General features: G+C 67.5%; 19 protein-coding genes. 12 read left to right on the forward strand and 7 right to left on the reverse strand.

Annotated features, from left to right (window positions below):
* The first annotated feature begins 3 nt into the window (after nt 1–3).
* From Q8L83_RS12900 to Q8L83_RS12935, 8 genes are read left to right on the forward strand one after another with little or no spacing between them, the layout of a single operon-like run.
* Complete coding sequence (locus Q8L83_RS12900; protein ID WP_300577294.1) at nt 4–471, forward strand: chemotaxis protein CheW; 468 nt, start codon at nt 4–6, stop codon at nt 469–471.
* Nucleotides 468–1,358 carry a protein-glutamate O-methyltransferase CheR gene (locus Q8L83_RS12905; RefSeq protein ID WP_305287554.1) on the forward strand — a complete coding sequence of 297 codons (891 nt, stop codon included), beginning with the start codon at nt 468–470 and terminating at the stop codon, nt 1,356–1,358. The genes Q8L83_RS12900 and Q8L83_RS12905 overlap by 4 nt, the downstream gene beginning before the upstream one ends.
* A complete protein-coding gene (locus tag Q8L83_RS12910; RefSeq protein ID WP_305287556.1) occupies nt 1,355–2,392 on the forward strand; it encodes a chemotaxis response regulator protein-glutamate methylesterase in 1,038 nt (345 codons plus the stop codon). The genes Q8L83_RS12905 and Q8L83_RS12910 overlap by 4 nt, the downstream gene beginning before the upstream one ends.
* Nucleotides 2,392–2,781, forward strand: a complete 390-nt coding sequence (locus Q8L83_RS12915) for a response regulator (protein ID WP_304712850.1) — start codon at nt 2,392–2,394, stop codon at nt 2,779–2,781. Before Q8L83_RS12910 ends, Q8L83_RS12915 begins: the two co-directional genes overlap by 1 nt.
* Entirely contained in the window at nt 2,778–3,335 is a 558-nt protein-coding gene (locus Q8L83_RS12920; RefSeq protein WP_305287558.1) for a chemotaxis protein CheD, read from the forward strand. Before Q8L83_RS12915 ends, Q8L83_RS12920 begins: the two co-directional genes overlap by 4 nt.
* Entirely contained in the window at nt 3,335–3,715 is a 381-nt protein-coding gene (locus Q8L83_RS12925; RefSeq protein WP_305287559.1) for a hypothetical protein, read from the forward strand. The genes Q8L83_RS12920 and Q8L83_RS12925 overlap by 1 nt, the downstream gene beginning before the upstream one ends.
* 12 nt (nt 3,716–3,727) lie before the next feature.
* Nucleotides 3,728–4,324, forward strand: coding sequence for a response regulator (locus tag Q8L83_RS12930; protein WP_305287561.1), 597 nt, complete (start codon nt 3,728–3,730; stop codon nt 4,322–4,324).
* Entirely contained in the window at nt 4,321–4,803 is a 483-nt protein-coding gene (locus tag Q8L83_RS12935; protein WP_305287563.1) for a hypothetical protein, read from the forward strand. Before Q8L83_RS12930 ends, Q8L83_RS12935 begins: the two co-directional genes overlap by 4 nt.
* Before the next feature lie 51 nt (nt 4,804–4,854).
* Here Q8L83_RS12935 and Q8L83_RS12940 read toward each other — a convergent pair whose 3' ends face one another.
* The 5 genes from Q8L83_RS12940 to Q8L83_RS12960 form a co-directional block, all read right to left on the reverse strand.
* Nucleotides 4,855–5,994: a thiolase domain-containing protein gene (locus tag Q8L83_RS12940; RefSeq protein ID WP_305287565.1), complete on the reverse strand. Its 1,140-nt coding sequence runs from the start codon at nt 5,992–5,994 to the stop codon at nt 4,855–4,857.
* Between the two features lie 7 nt (nt 5,995–6,001).
* Complete coding sequence (locus Q8L83_RS12945; RefSeq protein ID WP_304712856.1) at nt 6,002–6,409, reverse strand: Zn-ribbon domain-containing OB-fold protein; 408 nt, start codon at nt 6,407–6,409, stop codon at nt 6,002–6,004.
* A gap of 151 nt (nt 6,410–6,560) precedes the next feature.
* Complete coding sequence (locus Q8L83_RS12950; protein ID WP_305287567.1) at nt 6,561–7,007, reverse strand: hypothetical protein; 447 nt, start codon at nt 7,005–7,007, stop codon at nt 6,561–6,563.
* Nucleotides 7,004–8,035 (reverse strand): phosphotransferase family protein, encoded by a 1,032-nt coding sequence (locus Q8L83_RS12955; protein WP_305287569.1) that lies wholly within the window; start codon nt 8,033–8,035, stop codon nt 7,004–7,006. The genes Q8L83_RS12950 and Q8L83_RS12955 overlap by 4 nt, the downstream gene beginning before the upstream one ends.
* A gap of 2 nt (nt 8,036–8,037) precedes the next feature.
* On the reverse strand, nt 8,038–9,312 hold the full coding sequence (locus Q8L83_RS12960; RefSeq protein ID WP_305287571.1) for a cytochrome P450: 1,275 nt from the start codon (nt 9,310–9,312) through the stop codon (nt 8,038–8,040).
* Nucleotides 9,313–9,500: 188 nt separating this feature from the next.
* Here Q8L83_RS12960 and Q8L83_RS12965 point away from each other — a divergent pair, with 188 nt between their 5' ends.
* The 4 genes from Q8L83_RS12965 to Q8L83_RS12980 all read left to right on the forward strand — a co-directional run bounded on the left by Q8L83_RS12965 (nt 9,501) and on the right by Q8L83_RS12980 (nt 14,144).
* Nucleotides 9,501–10,583: a hypothetical protein gene (locus Q8L83_RS12965; protein WP_305287573.1), complete on the forward strand. Its 1,083-nt coding sequence runs from the start codon at nt 9,501–9,503 to the stop codon at nt 10,581–10,583.
* A 62-nt stretch (nt 10,584–10,645) separates the two neighbouring features.
* Nucleotides 10,646–11,635, forward strand: coding sequence for an alpha/beta fold hydrolase (locus Q8L83_RS12970; RefSeq protein WP_305287575.1), 990 nt, complete (start codon nt 10,646–10,648; stop codon nt 11,633–11,635).
* Between the two features lie 181 nt (nt 11,636–11,816).
* On the forward strand, nt 11,817–12,752 hold the full coding sequence (locus Q8L83_RS12975; RefSeq protein WP_305287577.1) for a MoxR family ATPase: 936 nt from the start codon (nt 11,817–11,819) through the stop codon (nt 12,750–12,752).
* A 9-nt stretch (nt 12,753–12,761) separates the two neighbouring features.
* Nucleotides 12,762–14,144, forward strand: coding sequence for a VWA domain-containing protein (locus Q8L83_RS12980; RefSeq protein ID WP_305287579.1), 1,383 nt, complete (start codon nt 12,762–12,764; stop codon nt 14,142–14,144).
* 143 nt (nt 14,145–14,287) lie between these two features.
* Here the strand turns inward: Q8L83_RS12980 and Q8L83_RS12985 are convergent, their stop codons facing one another.
* Complete coding sequence (locus Q8L83_RS12985; protein ID WP_305287581.1) at nt 14,288–15,028, reverse strand: DUF3800 domain-containing protein; 741 nt, start codon at nt 15,026–15,028, stop codon at nt 14,288–14,290.
* 68 nt (nt 15,029–15,096) lie between these two features.
* Nucleotides 15,097–17,286, reverse strand: a complete 2,190-nt coding sequence (locus Q8L83_RS12990) for a xanthine dehydrogenase family protein molybdopterin-binding subunit (RefSeq protein WP_305287583.1) — start codon at nt 17,284–17,286, stop codon at nt 15,097–15,099.
* Nucleotides 17,287–17,290 lie beyond the last annotated feature (4 nt).

The raw sequence follows: 17,290 nt of genomic DNA on the forward strand, positions 1-17,290 counted from the left end.
ACCATGACTGACACCGTGACTCCAGGCGTCGCCCAGCGGCGCGAACTCATCGCTTTCCGCATCGGCGACCAGGAATTCTGCGTCGACATCATGTCGGTGCGGGAAATCCGCGGCTGGGCGCCGGCCACCCCCCTGCCCCGCACCCCGTCCTTCGTGAAGGGCGTCATCAACCTGCGTGGCGCGGTCCTGCCGATCATCGATCTGGGCGCACGCCTGGGCCTGACCACGTCGGAGCCCACCGCCCGCCACGTCATCATGGTGGTCCATATCGGCGAGCGGACCATCGGCCTGCTGGTGGATGCGGTCTCCGACATCATCAATATGAGCGACGATCTGGTTCAGCCGACCCCCGATGTCGCCAGCGACCAGGTGAAGACCTTCGTCAAGGGCCTGTTCGCCCTCGAAGGCCGCATGGTCAGCCTCATCGCCCTGGACCGGGTTCTGCCCGAGACCGAAGCCGAGGCGGCATGACGCAGACCCCCGACTCCCGGCGCGGCGCAAAGAACGAAGGTCTGGTCGACGGCGAATTCCTGCTGACCACCGACGACTTCCGCAAGATCGCTCAGATCCTGCACGCCCATGCAGGGATCGCGCTCAACGAAGGCAAGGCCGCCCTGGTCTATTCGCGCCTGGCCAAGCGCCTGCGCACCCTTGGGCTGCACAGCTTCCGCGAATACTGCGCCCTGGTGGAGGACGCCGACAGCCTGGACGAGCGCCAGGCCATGATGGCGGCCCTGACCACCAATGTGACGCGCTTCTTCCGCGAGCCGCACCACTTCGATCACCTGCGCGACAAGGTGATGCCGGAACTGGCCGCCCGCGCGCGAGCCGGTGGTCGGGTGCGCATGTGGTCGGCCGCCTGCTCCAACGGCCAGGAGCCGTATTCCATGGCCATCACGCTGCTGTCGGTCCTGCCGGAAGCTGCGCGGCTGGATGTGAAGATCCTGGCCACCGACATCGACCCGAACATGGTCGCTGAAGGCAAGGTCGGCTGCTACCGCGAGGACGCGGTCTCCCCCGTGCCGCTGGAGCTGCGCCGGCGCTGGTTCGAGAAGGTTCCCGCCGCCGACGGCCGCATCTGGTCGGTGTCGCCGGAACTGCGCGACCTGGTGGCCTTCCGCGAATTGAACCTCATCGGCGACTGGCCCATGCGCGGGCGTTTCGACGTGATCTTCTGCCGCAATGTGGTGATCTATTTCGACGAACCGACCCAGGAGCGCATCTGGAGCCGCTTCGTCCCGGCCATGGCGCCGGGCGCCACGCTCTATATTGGGCACTCCGAGCGGGTCTCCGGCCCTGCTGTGGCGACCCTGGAGACCGCAGGCCTCACCACCTATCAGCTGAGGGCCGCCAGATGACAGTTCGTGTACTGATTGTCGACGACTCCGCCACGATGCGCAGCCTCATCGCGGCCACGCTGCGCCAGGACCCCGAGATCGAGGTGCTGGGCTTCGCCAACGATCCCCTGGAGGCCCGTGAGGCGATCAAGCGGTTGAATCCCGACGTGATCACCCTCGACGTCGAGATGCCGCACATGAACGGTCTCGACTTCCTCGAGAAGATCATGCGGCTGCGCCCGATGCCCGTGGTCATGGTCTCCACCCTGACTCAGGCCGGCGCCGAGGCGACCCTGACGGCCATGGAGCTCGGGGCTGTCGATTGCGTCGGCAAGCCCGGCGCGGGCCATACCGCCGTCGAAGCCTTCGCCGATCTCGCCGAGAAGGTGAAGGCCGCCGCCCGCGCCCGGGTGCGCCCCTTCGTCGGGCACGTCACCAAGGTGGAGGACACGCGGTCCTACAGGGCTGACGACATCATCGTGGCCATCGGCTCGTCCACCGGCGGGGTCGAGGCGCTCATGACCATTCTTTCGGCCTTCCCGGCCACCTGCCCGCCCACCGTGATCACCCAGCACATGCCGGCCACCTTCACCCGCTCCTTCGCCGAGCGGCTGGACCGGGTGTCCGGCGCCAAGGTGGCCGAGGCCTGGGACGGCGCCCGGCTCGCCCCTGGCCATGTCTATCTGGCGCCCGGCGGCGAAGCTCATCTTGAGGTGTCGGGAACCACCCACCTGTCCTGCCGCCTGCGTGCGGACGGCCCCGTCAGCGGCCATCGTCCTTCGGTCGATGTGCTGTTTGAATCCGTCGCCCGTCTGAACCGCCCCGCCCTTGGGGTCATCCTGACCGGCATGGGCCGAGATGGCGCCCAGGGCCTCTTGTCCATGCGCCAGGCTGGGGCCCGCACCCTGGGCCAGGACGAGTCCAGTTGCGTCGTCTACGGCATGCCCCGCGCGGCCTACGAGATCGGCGCGGTGGAAAAGCAATCGCCGCTTGCTCGCATGAGCTCGGCCATCCTTGGAATATGCGCGGCCGCCGAACCGCAAAGGAGCGCCTGATGCCCGCCCCCGGAGCCATCAAGACCTTGATCGCCGATGATCAGCAGTCCATGCGCTCGCTGATCCGCACCAGCCTGAACGCCTTGGGCATCAACCAGACGCGGGAGGCCGCCGATGGCGAGGACGCCCTGCGCCTGCTGCTGGCCCAGCCGGTCAATCTGGTGATCACCGACTTCAACATGCCCAAGCTCGACGGGCTTGGCCTCCTGCGGGCCATCCGCGCCCATGGGCCGATCTCCAAGACCGCGGTCATCATGCTGACCGGCCGCGCCGACCGCGAGCTGGTGCAGCGGGCGGTCCAGTTCGGCGTGAACAACTATCTGGTCAAACCCTTCACGACCCAGATCCTGAAGGAAAAGATCGAAGCCGTTTTCGGACCCCTCGAATGATTGTTGAGAACATCTCGAACCGGCCCGGACGGCGAGTTCACGTGGTGCAGGGCGAGCACTATGTGACCGACGATCCCGAAATCACCCTGACCACCATCCTGGGCAGCTGCGTGGCGGTCTGCCTGTGGGATCCTCAGCGGGGCGTCGGCGGGATGAATCACTTCCTGCTGCCCGAGGGCAAGGCCGAGGGCGCCAATGAGGGCCGCCGCTACGGCGCCTTCGCCATGGAGCTCTTGATCAACGAGCTGCTGCGCATGGGCGCGCGGCGCGAGAACATGCAGGCCAAGCTGTTCGGCGGAGCGCGCATGTTCAGCGGTCTTTCGGACGTCGGCGCCTCCAACGCCGCCTTCGCCGAGCGCTTCCTGCGGGACGAAGGGATTCCGGTGGTCGGCACTAGCCTGGGCGGCTTTGGCGCCCGGCGTATCCAGTTCTGGCCGGTCAGCGGCCGGGCCCAGCAGAAGACCGTCACCGACACCAACGAACTCAAGGAAGTCGCCAAGCCGCGCGCCCCTGCGCCGCTGCCGGTGGCCGAAGGCGCGGTGGAGCTGTTCTGATGCGCCCAGCCCAGGTCGCCGCCCTCGCTCCTCCGGTCCTCGCCGCCCTGGCGGCGGAGCTGGACCACGCCGGAGAGCTGTGCGCGCGCCTGGAGGATCTGGTCACCCGCCTGGCGGCCGCCGTCGAAGGCGAACCGCGGGCCCTGGCGCTCAGCGAGGCCCAGACCCTCGATGTCCTGACCCAGCACCTGGCGGCCCTGTCGGTCTTCACCCGGGGCCTGTCAGGCGAACTGACCAGCGCCCGCACGGTGGACCCTGACGTGGTCCTGGCCCAGGTGCCCCTGAGCGACTTGGCCGGCCGGCTTCGCGCCTGCCTTTATAGCGCCACCCTGATCCCGCCCCCCAAGGACAATGGATCGGGCGACCTTGACCTGTTCTGAGGCCGCCCAGCCATGAGCCTTCATCCCGACATCCGGATGAACCTGGCGCGGTCCAACGTCCTGCTGATTGACGACAATGCGCAGGCCCTGGACGTGCTCGCCTCGATCTTCCGCGGCTTTGGCGTCCTTCGGCAGGTCAAGTGTGGTTCGGCCGCCGAGGCTCAGACCATCCTGCGCAGCCGGGAGATCGACCTGATCGTCTGCGACACGGTCATGCCCGACATGGACGGCTACGAGTTCGTGCGCTGGCTGCGCCGGGAGGGGCCGGAAGAGGCGCGTTTTTCCCCGGTCATCATGCTGACGGGTCACGCGGCGCGGAGCACCGTCGAGAGCAGCCGCGACTGCGGCGCCAATTTCATCGTCTCCAAGCCCTTCACGCCGGAGGTCCTGCTGCAGCGGATCTATTGGGTGGCGAAGGACGAACGGGCCATGGTGCGGAGCGACACCTATGTCGGCCCCGACCGCCGGTTCCGCAATATCGGCCCGCCCCTGGGGGTCAAGGGCCGCCGCAAGGACGACCTGTCCACCCATGTGGGCGCGGCCAAGGATCCGAACATGGATCAGGACGAAATCGACATGTTGCTTAAGCCACAAAAGGCCGCCCTATGAGCGAGGCTGAAGTCTTCAAGGTCAGGAACCGCCTGGCCCAGCACGTCACCGAGCCCGGCGGCATGACCGCCGGCATGGCCAACAGCCGCGCCGGGCGCGAGCTGGCGGCCCAGCAGGGCCGCTCCTATGAGGCCATCGGGGAAACCCTCGAGACCCTGGAATGGCTGTGCGACACCCGCGATGCGCCGATGGATTCGGTCTATGACCTCTCGACCCAGGTCCTCGATATCGCCGGTCTGTTCGACGACAAGCAGCTCTGCCGCGCGGCCTACAGCCTGTGCGAACTGGCCGACAAGCTGCGCACCCGCGACGAGGCGGACTGGGCTTCGATCAAGCTCCACGTCAACGGCATGCGGCTGATCTGGAATACCGAGGCGGCGGGGCGCGACAATCTCAACGCCATGGTCGAAGGCCTCTGGGCCCTGACCGATCGCCTTCGCGTGGATGACGCCGGCGGCGAGGCGACGCCCGCCGACTGACGAGAACGCCGCCCCCGAAGCGCAAGGCTCCAGGGGCGGGTCTCAGGCCGATCAGGCCTCGTTGGAGAAGATCACCGTGCCCGAGGCGGCGAACATGCCGCCCACCCCGTGGCAGACGCTGATCTTGGCGCCATCCACCTGGGCCGGCGCAATGCCGCGCATCTGACGAACGCTCTCCTGCAGGGCGTACATGCCGTACATCCCTGAGTGCATGTAGGAGAGGCCGCCGCCATTGGTGTTCAGCGGCAGCTTGCCGCCGATGGCGGTGTTGCGCTCATTGATGAAGTGCTTGGCCTCGCCCGGCTTGCAGAAGCCGAGGTCTTCCAGGCCGTAGAGCGGCAGATGGGCGAAGGCGTCGTAGATCATCAGGTGATCGACGTCGGCATGGCTGATGCCGGCCTCGTCAAAGGCCTTCTTGCCCGAGACCCGGAAGGCCTTGGACGAGGTGAAGTCCTCCATCTGGCTGACCATCGGGGTCTCGACGCTCTCGCCCGTGCCCAGCACATAGACCGGCTTCTGCGGGAAGTCCTTGGCCCGCTCGGCGCTGGTCAGGATGAGCGCGCCGCCGCCGTCGGTGACCAGGCAGCACATCAGCTTGCGGAACGGCCAGGCGATCATGTCGGAGTTGAGCACGTCGTCGACCGTGATCGGGTCCTTGTAGGAGGCGCGGGGGTTCTTGGCCGCCCACTCCCGCTGGATCACCGCCACATTGGCCAGGTCTTCCTCGGTCACCCCATAGGTCTTCATGTAGCGAAGCACCGGGATGGTGAACATGGTCGGGGGAGCCGTAACGCCATAGGGCATCTCGAACTGGCCCATGAGGCTGGAGGCTGCGCGGCCGAAGCCGCCGACACCCACCCGCGAACGGCCGGATTCGCCATGGGTGATCAGGACGGTGTTGCACAGCCCTTCGTTGATCGCCGCGGCCGCATGGCGGACGTGCAGCATGAAGGAACAGCCGCCGACGCTGGTGCCGTCGGCATAGGTGGGCGTGATCCCCAGATACTGGGCGAGCTCCACCGGCGAGATGCCGGCGCAGGCCACGCCGTCGATATCGGTGGGCTTCAGGCCGGCGTCGGCCATGGCGTTGAGGGCGGCGTCGGCGTGCAGGCCGATCACGGACACGTCCGGAATCTTGCCCATCTTGGTGGTTTCAGCGGCGCCTACGACCGCGACAGATTTCTGCTTCATGGTCGCCTTACCCCTTGGCCGGCTGGAAGAACGGCAGCGTGATGGTGTCGCTCATCTTCTCGAAGACGACCTCGAGAGGCATGTCGAGCACCAGGGCCTCGGGCGTCTGGGGGCAGCCGACGATGTTGGTCATCATCCGCGGGCCTTCTTCGAGCTGCACCACGGCGATGGCGTAGGGCTCGGTCCCCATGTCCGGGCGGGGGCGATGATTGATGACGTAGGAATGCAGGGTGGCGCGGCCGCTGGCCTTGAAGACCTCGACATTGCGCGAGCCGGTCTTGGGCGCGAAGGGGCGCGGGGGGAAATAGGCTTCACCGGTCTCCTTGCAACGCTGGAGCAGCAGCTCCCCGTTGCGGGTCCCGTCCCAGAAATGCTGGGTCTCCGGAGTCGGCTCCGGCAAAATGCGAGGCGGCATACGTCTCCATCCCTCAAAAATGTTTTCAAAAATCCCGGCCTGTTCCGGCCGAGCGGGCGCCAGAAAAGACGAGTGCGGCCCGCTTGTCGACCAGCTTAGAGCCTTGAGCGCGTTTCGTCCGATAACCGGGTCCCACTTATCAGGACAGGCTCTAGATCGGAGAGCCTGAAAGACGTCGCCGCTCGGCGCCCGCCACGAGCTCGCCCCAGACCTCGGCCTCCAGGGCCTTGGCCTCGGCGTCGTCGCGGCGTTCGAGCTCGGCGTGCAGGGCGATCAGGGCGACCCGCAGCTCGGCGTTGGCGCTCTGTAAGGCGCTCAGGCGAAGGCTCGTATCGCGACCCCCGGCCAGCTCCACCAGCCAGCGGCGGCGCGCATTGTCCTGGCTGAGCCGGGCGCCGGACCCCAGCAGGGTGCGCAGGGCGACGTTTTCCTGGACGAGGATTTCGGCCGCGCCGTCCCACATCTCGGCGGCCAAACCCAGCAGCATGGCCGAGAGGCCAAGCTCCCCGGCCCGCTGGGCGGCGGGGATCTGTGGCGCGGCGTTACGGGCGACGCGGCCCGCCAGATCGGCGAGCACCTGGGAGACATCGGGTTTCATAGGCGTCCCATCACATGCAGGGCGGCGCGGTCCTGGGCGTTGATCAGGGCCCAGGCCGGATAGACCAGGATCGGGTCGCGGTTGGCGCCGTCCATCCAGGCCCGGGCGCTGGAGACCCAGATGGCCTGGCCCTTCACGCAGGCGAACAGCTCCCACCACTTCAGCGCGGCAGGATCGACGCGCAGGCCGCTGGCCCTTTCCCAGGCGACGATGGCGCTCTCGCGCGGCAGCAGCCCGCCGGGCATGCCCTGACCGAAATACCAGACCGGATTGAAGCTCCAGCCCAGGTCCTCCAGCGGATCGCCCAGGTGGCACATCTCCCAGTCCAGCACCCCGTGGACGCCGCCCTGGTCGTCATAGAGGAAGTTGCCGGTGCGATAGTCGCCGTGCACCACGCCGACCTTCTGGGCCGGCGGCGGCGGATTGGCCCGCAGGTGGCGGATAGCCGCGCGGATGATCGGCAGGGGCTCGCTCTCGTCGGCGTCGAGCACCCCTTCCCAATGATCCAGTTCGCGCCGCCAGCAGTCCTCGGCGGCGACCGCAGGCAGGGTGTCGCTCAACTGAACCGCCGCCGCGTCGGCCGCGGCGATCTGGCCGAGGATTTCCCATTTCCGGGCGCCCAGGACCGCATGGGTCTCCAGATAGGGCGACGCCCACAGGGCGCCGGGTCCCGCCTGGAATCCGGCGATCTCCTCGGCCACGAAGAACGGGCTGCCCAGCGCGTCGCTTCCCTCCTCCAGCCACAGCATCTCGGGCACCGGCACGCCCGTGCCGTGAAACGCCCGATAGGCCTCGAACTCCACGCGGCGTTCGGTGTCGATCAGACTGTCGGCCGGGTCCCGGCGCAGGATCAGCCCGCGACGACGCGGCGCGCCGTCCGCCTCGGTCCACGACAGGGTGAAGCGATAGGTCTGGCGCGAGGCGCCGCCGGTGATGCGGGCGACCTCGGTAATCGCCACGTCACGGGCCTGCGGCATCTGGCCGGCGATATAGCCGGCCAGCCGCGTGGTCAGTTCAGCCTCCTCCATGGCTAGTGCATGCGGAAGCGGATGGGCAGGGTCTTGGGTCCGTTGACGAAGATGGCCTGGGACATCTTCGGTTCGCCGGCCAGCTCCAGGGACTCGAGCCGGGGAATCAGCTCCTCCCAGAGGATGCGCATCTCCATCTTGGCCAGGTGCTGGCCCAGGCACAGGTGCGCCCCATAGCCGAAGGCCAGGTGGCGGTTGGGCTTGCGATCGACGCGGAAGGCCTGGGGATCGTCGAACACCGCCTCGTCCCGGTTGCCCGAGGCGTAGCAGAGCATCAGCCAGTCCTGGGCCGCCAGGTCGCGGCCGGCCATGTGGGTCGGCTCGGCGACGGTGCGCATGAAGGTCTTCACCGGGGTCGTCCAGCGGATGGATTCGTCCACCAGGCCGGCGATCAGCGAGGGATCGGCCTTGAGTTTGGCCAGTTCGGCCGGGTTCTCGGCCAGGCCCCAGATGGCCCCGCCGGTGGAGGACGAGGTGGTGTCATGGCCGGCCGTGGCGACGATGATGTAGTAGCTCATCGCCTCGAATTCCGAGATCGGCTGGCCGTCGATCATGCTGTTGGCGATGACGCTGGAGAGGTCGTCGGTGGGGTTGGCGCGGCGGTCGGCCGATAGCTTGCGGAAATATTCGAAGAAGTCGGTGATGACGCCGGGCGTCAGCTTCTTGCCGGGATCGACGTCCTCCTTGCGGGCCAGTTCCGGGTCGGCGGCGCCGAACAGTTCCTGGGTCAGCATCAGCATCCGCGGCTCGTCCTCCCGCGGCACGCCCATGATCTCCATCACCACACGCAACGGATAATGCAGGGCCACTTCGCGGACGAAGTCGCACTGTCCGCCGGTGGCGGCCATCTGGTCGACGGCGGCCCTGGCGACGCCGCGGATGCGATCCTCCATGGCCCGCAGGTTCTGCGGCATGAACCACGCCTGGGTCAGCGCCCGGTACTTGTGGTGGTCAGGGGCGTCCATGTGGATCAGGGTGCGCAGCAGGTGCGGGCTGCCCCCGGTCATCTCGCGGATCTTGGCGTCGGTCTCCTGGTTGACGATGGTGGGCGACTTGTCACCGTTCAGGAACAGGGCGTTCTGGCGGCTGATCTCCAGGATGTCCGCATGCCGGGTCGCCACCCAGAAGGGCTCGAAACCCTTGGGCTCAGCGCGCCCGAAGGCGTTGTTGGCCCTCAGCCAGGCATAGGTTTCGTGAATACGCCCGTCCGCATAGGCCGCGGGATCGACGAGAATTTGCGCATGTTCGTCTGGTATGCGCGTCGCTGTTTCAGTCATGATCGCCCTGGACGGTATGCTTACGCGACGGAATGCTTACCTAGCGGCAGCAATTTCATTCCCCGACGTCAGCAGCCCGACACCTCCCTTGCTTTGTTCTATTTGGACAATTGATACTGCGAGCCTGAGCGCCGTCGCAATACCGACAATCAAATGGACGTAAGAAAGAGCGCCAGGAGGAGGACGCCATGCTGACCAAGGCCGACGATTTTCCCATCCATCAGACGGCCGAGCCGGTCGCCTATGCGGGGACCGACCGCAACTTCTACGACCGCTACTTTTTCAACGGCTACAGCCCCGATGGAGGGACGTATTTCGCCGTCGCCTTCGGCGTCTATCCGCACCTGAACATCGCCGACGCCCATTTCAGCGTCATCCGCGACGGGACGCAGCACTGCCTGCACGCCTCGCGGGTCCTGCATTCCGAGCGGCTGGACCTCAGCGTGGGTCCGATCTCGATCGAGGTGATCGAGCCGCTGCAGACGCTGAAGGTGACGGTGAAGGACGGCGAGGGCCTGGCGGCCGAGATCACCTTCACCGGCCGGGCCTTTCCCATCGAGGAGCCGCGGTTTACCCGCCGCAACGGGCCGCGGGCCTTCATAGACTATACCCGCATGACCCAGAACGTACGCTGCGAGGGCTGGATCGAGGTGGACGGCGAGCGGCGCGACCTTCCGGCCGGCACGGTCGGCTCCCGCGACCGCTCCTGGGGGGTGCGGCCGGTGGGCGCGCCAGATCCGCAGCCGCCGGTCCCCATGACCATGACCGGCTTCTTCTGGCAGTGGACCCCGCTGAACTTCGCCGACCGCAGCATCTTCTTCCACGTCAACGCCGATCCGGACGGCGCGGCCTGGAACACCCGCGCGGTGGTCCTGCTGGACGGCGCAGCCCAAGGCGGCGGCCAGCACACCGAGGCCGCCTGCATGACCGGCGTCGAACTGATCCCCGGCACCCGCCACGCCAAGGGCGGGGTGCTGGAGATTCCCATCGACGGGGGCGTAGCCAAGGTGAGCTTCGAGCCCTTCCTCACCTTCCTCATGCGCGGCATCGGTTATTCCGGCGCCTGGCGACACGGGGCCTATAAGGGCGAACTGGTGGTCGAGCGCGAGGATATCGACCTGGCGGCCGCCGACATGGGCGCGCCCGAGCACGTCCACATCCAGGCCCTGTCGCGGGTGCGGCTGACCTGGCCGGGCGAGGCCGAACAGAGCGGCCTGGGGGTCTTCGAACAGCTCATCGCCGGCCCCTATCGCCCCTATGGCCTGGGATGAGTCCTTGCCAACGGGGGCTCTTGCTGGTCGGGTCGACGGCGAGCCCCTGAGGACCCTGCGCCATGCGACGGATGCTGTCCCTGATGTTCGGCGCCACGCCGGCGCCCCGGCCGGCGGGTCAGCCCCCTGATCCGCCGTCGGGTCGGTCCTCGCCCCCTCCGGCGTCGGGGCCGGCAAGCGAGGGGGTCGAGCGGACCTGGACCTCCACCGACGGGCTCGAACTCTCAGCCCGGGACTATGCGCCGGCCGCGGGCCCGGCCCGCCTGCCGGTCATCTGCCTGCACGGCCTGACGCGCAACAGCCGCGACTTCGACGGCGTCGCGCCCGCCATGGCCGCCGCCGGCCGCCGGGTCCTGGCCCTGGATGTGCGCGGCCGGGGTCGCTCGGCCCACGACCCCAACCCGTCCAACTACAACCCCGCCGTCTATGCCGGCGACGTGGCGGCCCTGATGACCGAGGCCGGAATCGCCAGGGGGATATTCCTGGGCACCTCCATGGGCGGCTTGATCGCCATGACGCTGGCCACCCTGCGCCCGGACCTGATCGCCGGCGCCATCCTCAACGATATCGGACCCGAGATCGCCACCGAGGGCCTGACCCGCATCGGGAGCTATGTGGGCGCCGCCGAGCCCGCCGCCTCCTGGGCCGAAGCCGCCCAGCGGTCGAGGGCCGTGAACGGCGTCGCCCTGCCGAACCTGAGCGACGCGGGCTGGATGACCTTCGCCCGCCGCACCTGGCGCGAGATCGAGCCAGGCAGGATCGTTCCCGACTACGACCCCGCCATCGCCCAGGCCTTCGCCGGCGCGCCGGCCGGATCGACCCAGTCCAGCCCCGACCTCTGGCCGCTGTTCATGGCCCTGGCGATGAACCGGCCCCTGCTGCTGATCCGCGGGGGCCAGTCCGACCTGCTGACCACCGGAACCGCTGGGCGGATGCAAGCCCTGGCCCCACAGATGCGCCGCCTGGATATCGACGGCGTCGGCCATGCCCCGACCCTGGACGAGCCGGAGGCCCGCAGCGCCATTCTCGACTTCCTGAAGACCGCCCCCTGAAGAGCACCTCTTGAGGGCATCGCCTGACGGCTCCGGCGATCAGGCTTGCCTTATGCGGCGCGCAATTGGCACTATCGGCGGATTGCACCGAAGGGGGCCGCGGATTTTTCAACGCCGGCCCAATTTTTGAGAGATTGAGACTTTGACGATTTTGGCTCAGGCGGCGAACGCCTCGCCGTCGATGGATTCGGATTCATTCGCCTCGGTCGACGCCCTCGTGGAGGGCCTGGCCAGCGTCGGCTATATCGCCTCGCGCCGGATCGCCACGGCGCTCTACATGTCGGTCCACCTGCAGAAGCCGATCCTGGTGGAAGGGGTCGCCGGCGTCGGCAAGACCGAGCTGGCGCTGTCGACCGCCACCCTGCTCGGCCTGCCGCTGATCCGCATGCAGTGCTATGAGGGCCTGGACGAGTCCAAGGCCCTGTACGAGTGGAAGTACGGCAAGCAGCTCCTCTACACCCAGATCCTCAAGGACCGCATGGGCGCCGAACTGGCCGACGCGGCCGGCATGGACGAGGCCATGGAGCGCCTGCACGGCATGGGCGACATGTTCTTCTCCGAGCCCTTCCTGGAGCCCCGGCCCCTGATGAAGGCTCTGCGAGAGGATGACGGCTGCGTGCTGCTGATCGACGAGATCGACAAGTCCGACGAGGCGTTCGAGGCCTTCCTGCTGGAAGTGCTGTCGGCCTACCAGGCCTCGGTGCCCGAGCTCGGCGTGATCAAGGCCAAGACCCCGCCCATCGTCTTCCTGACCTCGAACAATGTCCGCGACCTGGGCGACGCGCTCAAGCGCCGCTGCCTGCACCTGCACATCCCCCTGCCCGAGGCGAGCCTGGAGCGGCGGATCGTCGCCAGCCGGGTGCCGAACATCGAGGAACGCCTGACCCACCAGCTGGTCGGCTTCGTGCACGCCCTGCGCGAGATGGACCTGCGCAAGTCGCCCTCGATCTCCGAGACCGTCGACTGGGCCCGGGCGCTGATCCTGATGCATGCCGACAGCCTGGACGCGGCCATGGTGCGCGACACTCTGAACGTGATCCTGAAGTATGAGCAGGACATCCAGATGGTCGAGCCGCAGGTCAGCGAACTGCTGCGGACGGCCCAGACGACTCCTTAAGGCGCCGCCATGCAGCACCAGATGGAGGACTTCATCCGCGCCCTGCGGGCCGCCGATGTGCGGGTCTCGCCGGTGGAGTCCATCGACGCCCACGAGGCCGTGGCCCGCATCGGCTATGCCGACCGCGAGCTGCTGAAGGACGCCCTGTGCGCCACCCTGGCCAAGAGCGAGGACGAGGTGCGCCGGTTCGACCGGGCCTTCGACGCCTTCTTCGCCCGGGACCCGTTCGACTTCGCCACGCCGCCCCCGCCGCCGGAAGGCGGTGAGGCCGCGCCGCCTGAGGCGAAGCTGGAGGATGTGTCCGAAGAGGCCGCCGGCTCCGAGCTGGCCCAGATCATCCTGGCCGGCGATTCGACCGCGCTCACCCAGGCCATGGAGCGCGCCGCCCAGGCCGCCCAGGTCTCGGAGATCCGTCTGTCGACCCAGAAGAGCCGGCTGACCCGGCGACTGCTGGACGAGATGGGCGTAGCCGAGATCGAGAAGATCATCAGCCAGGCCCGCAGGCTCGAAGGCGAAGGCGGCGCCGCCCTGGCCGACCGGCTGGAGGCCGGCCGCAAGGCCGTGGCGGCCGAGGCCCAGCGCTATGTCCAGCGCCAGCACGATCTCTATGCCGCCGAGAGCGGCCGCCAGCTGCGCGAGGAGCTTCTGGCCCGCAAGGCGTTGAACGCCGAGGGCGGCATCGATCCGGTCGATCTGCAGGTGATGCAGGCCCTGGTGCGCAAGATGGCCAAGCGCCTGGCCGACCGATACTCCCGCCGCCGCAACCGGGCCCGCAAGGGGCACCTGGATGTCCGCCGGACGCTGCGCCAGTCGATGGCCTATGGCGGCGTGCCGTTCAACGTCGTCTGGAAGACCGAGCGGGTCGACAAGCCCAAGATCATCGCCATCTGCGACGTCTCCAAGTCGGTGGCCGCGGCCGCCCAGTTCCTGCTGACCTTCCTCTACAGCCTCAATGAGGTGGTCGACCGGATGGACGCCTACGCCTTTTCCGGCCGCATGATCCCGGTGAACCAGATCCTGGACGAGCACGGGGTGGACAAGGCGATCCTAGAGGTCCTGAAGCTGATCGGCTTCCAGCAGACCGACTATGGCCGCGCCCTGCAGGATTTCGCCGAGAACCATCTCGACAAGCTCGACCGCCACACCACGGTGATCTTCCTAGGCGACGCCCGGTCCAACTATGCCGATCCGCGCCTGGACATCATGCGCACCATCCACGAGCGGTCGCGCTCGGTGATCTGGCTGAACCCGGAGCCCGAGAGCTACTGGAATCAGGGCGACAGCGTGATGAACCGCTACCTGCCCTTCTGCCACCTGGCCAAGACCTGCAACACGCTCGACCAGCTCGAACGCATCATCGAAGACGTCCTGCGCCAGTACGTCCCGCACTGAGGGGGCGGTCAGGTGCGGCGTGGGCAGGTGAGCGATTGAGATTCGGCTGTCGGTCAACCAGCCGGGTAGGTACGCATCAGGCGCTACGATTTCTCACTGGCCAAGCCCCGCCGCCTAAGAAGCGCATGTGTTAAGCGACTGAGTCATTCCCCCCATCCGCCGACGCGGGTAATTGCCTCCTCAAGCTGCATCAGCAGCGGGCGGCGGTAGGCAATGGTCTTATCCTGCGGCCTAATAAGAGCCACGAGGTCGGCGCGGCTCACTCGGACTTTGTTTATCCCACGGATGAAGTCGTTGCGCCAAAGCCACGCCAGAAGATCCGCCGACTGTAGGGGGACTATCTTTGTCTTCTCGACGAAGGTGTGACTCCCGTACGCGAAGCGCCGACGTGCTTCTGCGTCCTGGAACACCTCGTGCATAATCCGGTTTGCTTCACGTTGATCTCGGTGGCCTGCCTCGAAGAAGTAGGCGATCTCACCTCGGAAATTGGTACGCTTCCGCCAGTCGCTAACTGCAGCAAGGCAGCCCCGCAGGCAGAATGAGTATGCCCCGCCGATGCTTGGCTTCGGGGTGATAATCTCGTTGTACTCTCGCTCATCTACGGTGACCGAAAAGCCGAACACCGCGCAGTCATGGATCGTGGCAATCAACTGCTTCTCGATCGCGATGCGCTTCGGCTTGTCCATGTGGTCAAACGGGTGATTGCCGGGCGCGAAGTCCACCATGTGGAAGAAGGGAATTTTCTCCCGCTTCAGGACTTTCCCCCACTCCCTTGTGAAGCGGTTTGCTCCTGCTTTCAGGAAGAGATATCCGGCCACGCACATGACAGGTGACCCGTCGTGGGTCCCGCTCTCATCAATGTAGACCTCTGCAAACGCCGCCACAGCACCCCGCCCGGAGACACGACAAAAGGAGAATGCGCAGCGATTGGCTGTCAGATCAGATAAGCCGCCTACCCCGCCACCAACTCCCCCGCCTTCAGCGGCAAGCTCCGCACCCGCTTGCCCGTCGCCGCGAAGATGGCGTTGGTCACAGCCGGGACCACGGGCGGCAGGGCCGGTTCGCCGAGGCCCGTGGGCGGGTTGTCGGACTTGATGAAGTGGGTCTCGATCACCGGGGCGGCGTCGATGCGCAGCAGGGGGAAGGTGTCGAAATTGCTCTGCTCGACCTGGCCGTCCTTGATGGTGATCTCGCCGAACATCTCCGAGATGCCGTCGATCACCGAGCCTTCGATCTGGTTGAGCGCGCCCAGGGGGTTGATGATCTGGCGGCCCACATCGGCGGCGACCCAGACCTTGTGGACCGTAACCGCGCCGTCGTCGGCCACCGAAACCTCGGCGACCTCGGCGAAATAGCCCAGGTGGCTGTAGTGGAAGGCGATGCCCTTGCCCCGGCGCGCCGGCAGGGCGCCGCCCCAGCCGGACTTTTCCGCCGCCAGTCGCACGACGGCGGCCATGCGGGCCGCATCATAGCCCGAGCGGGCGTCGTCGCCGACGAGACCTTGATCGCCCAGCAGGCGCAGGCGCATCTCCACCGGATCGATCCCGCCGGCATGGGCCAGTTCGTCGATGAAGGACTGCACCACAAAGGCGATGGCGTTGCTGCCCGGCGCCCTGAGCGGACCCGTGGGCACGCCGAGCGGCATCATCGAGACGTCGAGCCTGTAGTTGTCGATGAAGCGGGCGGGGAATTCGGTCGGCGCCATGCCGGCGCTGCGGGCGGTGGCTTCGCCCTCGCCGAAGGTGACGAAGTGGTTGGCCCAGGCGGTGACGTTGCCTGAGGCGTCGATCCCGCCGCGGAAGTGGTGGAAGCCCGCCGGACGGTAGAAGTCGTGGCGCATGTCGTCTTCGCGGGTCCAGACCAGCTTGACCGGCGCCCCGATCTCCTTGGCGATCCAGGCGGCCTCGGCCATGTAGTCGTTCATCAGCCGCCGGCCAAAGCCGCCGCCCGACCGGGTCATGTGGACGATGACGTTTTCCGGCGCGAGGCCCAGCGTCTTGGCGACGATCTGGCGGCCGGGCTCGGGCAGCTGGGTCGGGGCCCAGATCTCCATCTTGCCGTCATGGAAGTGGGCCGTGCAGTTCTGCGGCTCCAACGTCGCGTGGGACAGGAAGGGATAGAAGTAGTCGGCCTCCACCGTCTTGGCCGAACTGGCCAGCGCGGCCTCCACGTCGCCGTCACTGCGCAGGCTCTTGCCAGCCTTGGCTTCGACCAGGCTGCGGGCCTGTCCCGCATAGCCCTGGCTGGACTGGCTGGAGGTCGCATGCTCCGCCCACTGAACATTTAGCGCTTTGCGGCCCTTGTTGGCGGCCCACCAGCTGTCGGCGACCACGGCCACGCCGGGCAGCAGGCCGTCGAACTCGGTCCCGCCCTCGACCACGAAGGCCCGACGCACGCCTTTGACCGCTTGGGCTGCGGCCAGGTCGGCGCTGGCCACCTTGGCGCCAAACACCGGGGCCTTGGCGTAGGCGGCGTACAGCATGCCCGGCAGGCGCATATCGATGCCGAACAGGGGCTGGCCGGTGACGATGGCGGCGGTGTCCACCTGGGGGATGGGTTGGCCGATGATGCGATAGGCGCTCGCATCCTTCAGCGGCACGCTGGACAGCTCCGGCGCGGTCAGGCCTGCGGCCTTGGCGGCGAGGGACCCATAGGGCGCCCGGCGGCCGCTGGCGGCATGGACGACGACGCCCGGCTCGGTGGTCAGGCTGGACGCCTCGACGCCCCAATCAGCGGCGGCGGCGGCCAGCAGCATGGCCCGGCCGGCAGCGCCCACCTGGCGCAACTGGTCCCAGTGCAGGGGCGTGGCCATGCTGCCGCCGGCGAACTGCCGGCCATAGGCGACCGGGTCGTTGTCGGCCTGGACGGTGCGGACATTGGCCCAGTCCACGTCCAGCTCCTCGGCGATCAGCATGGGCAGGGAGGTCTTGATCCCCTGGCCGATCTCCGGGTTCTTGGAGACGATGGTGACGATGCCGTCCGTGGCGATCTGCACATAGGCGTTCAGCGCCGTCGGCGTGTCAGCCGCCACGCCCTTGCCGCCGAGGCTGAAGGCCAGGACCAGGCCGCCCGCGCCGCCGCCGGCCAGGACGGCCCGGCGGGAGGGGGAGAAGCCTTCGGCGATGTTCGAGATGATGCCCATGGTC

The sequence above is a fragment of the Phenylobacterium sp. genome (assembly GCF_030680185.1).
In the GTDB taxonomy this organism is placed as follows: domain Bacteria; phylum Pseudomonadota; class Alphaproteobacteria; order Caulobacterales; family Caulobacteraceae; genus Phenylobacterium.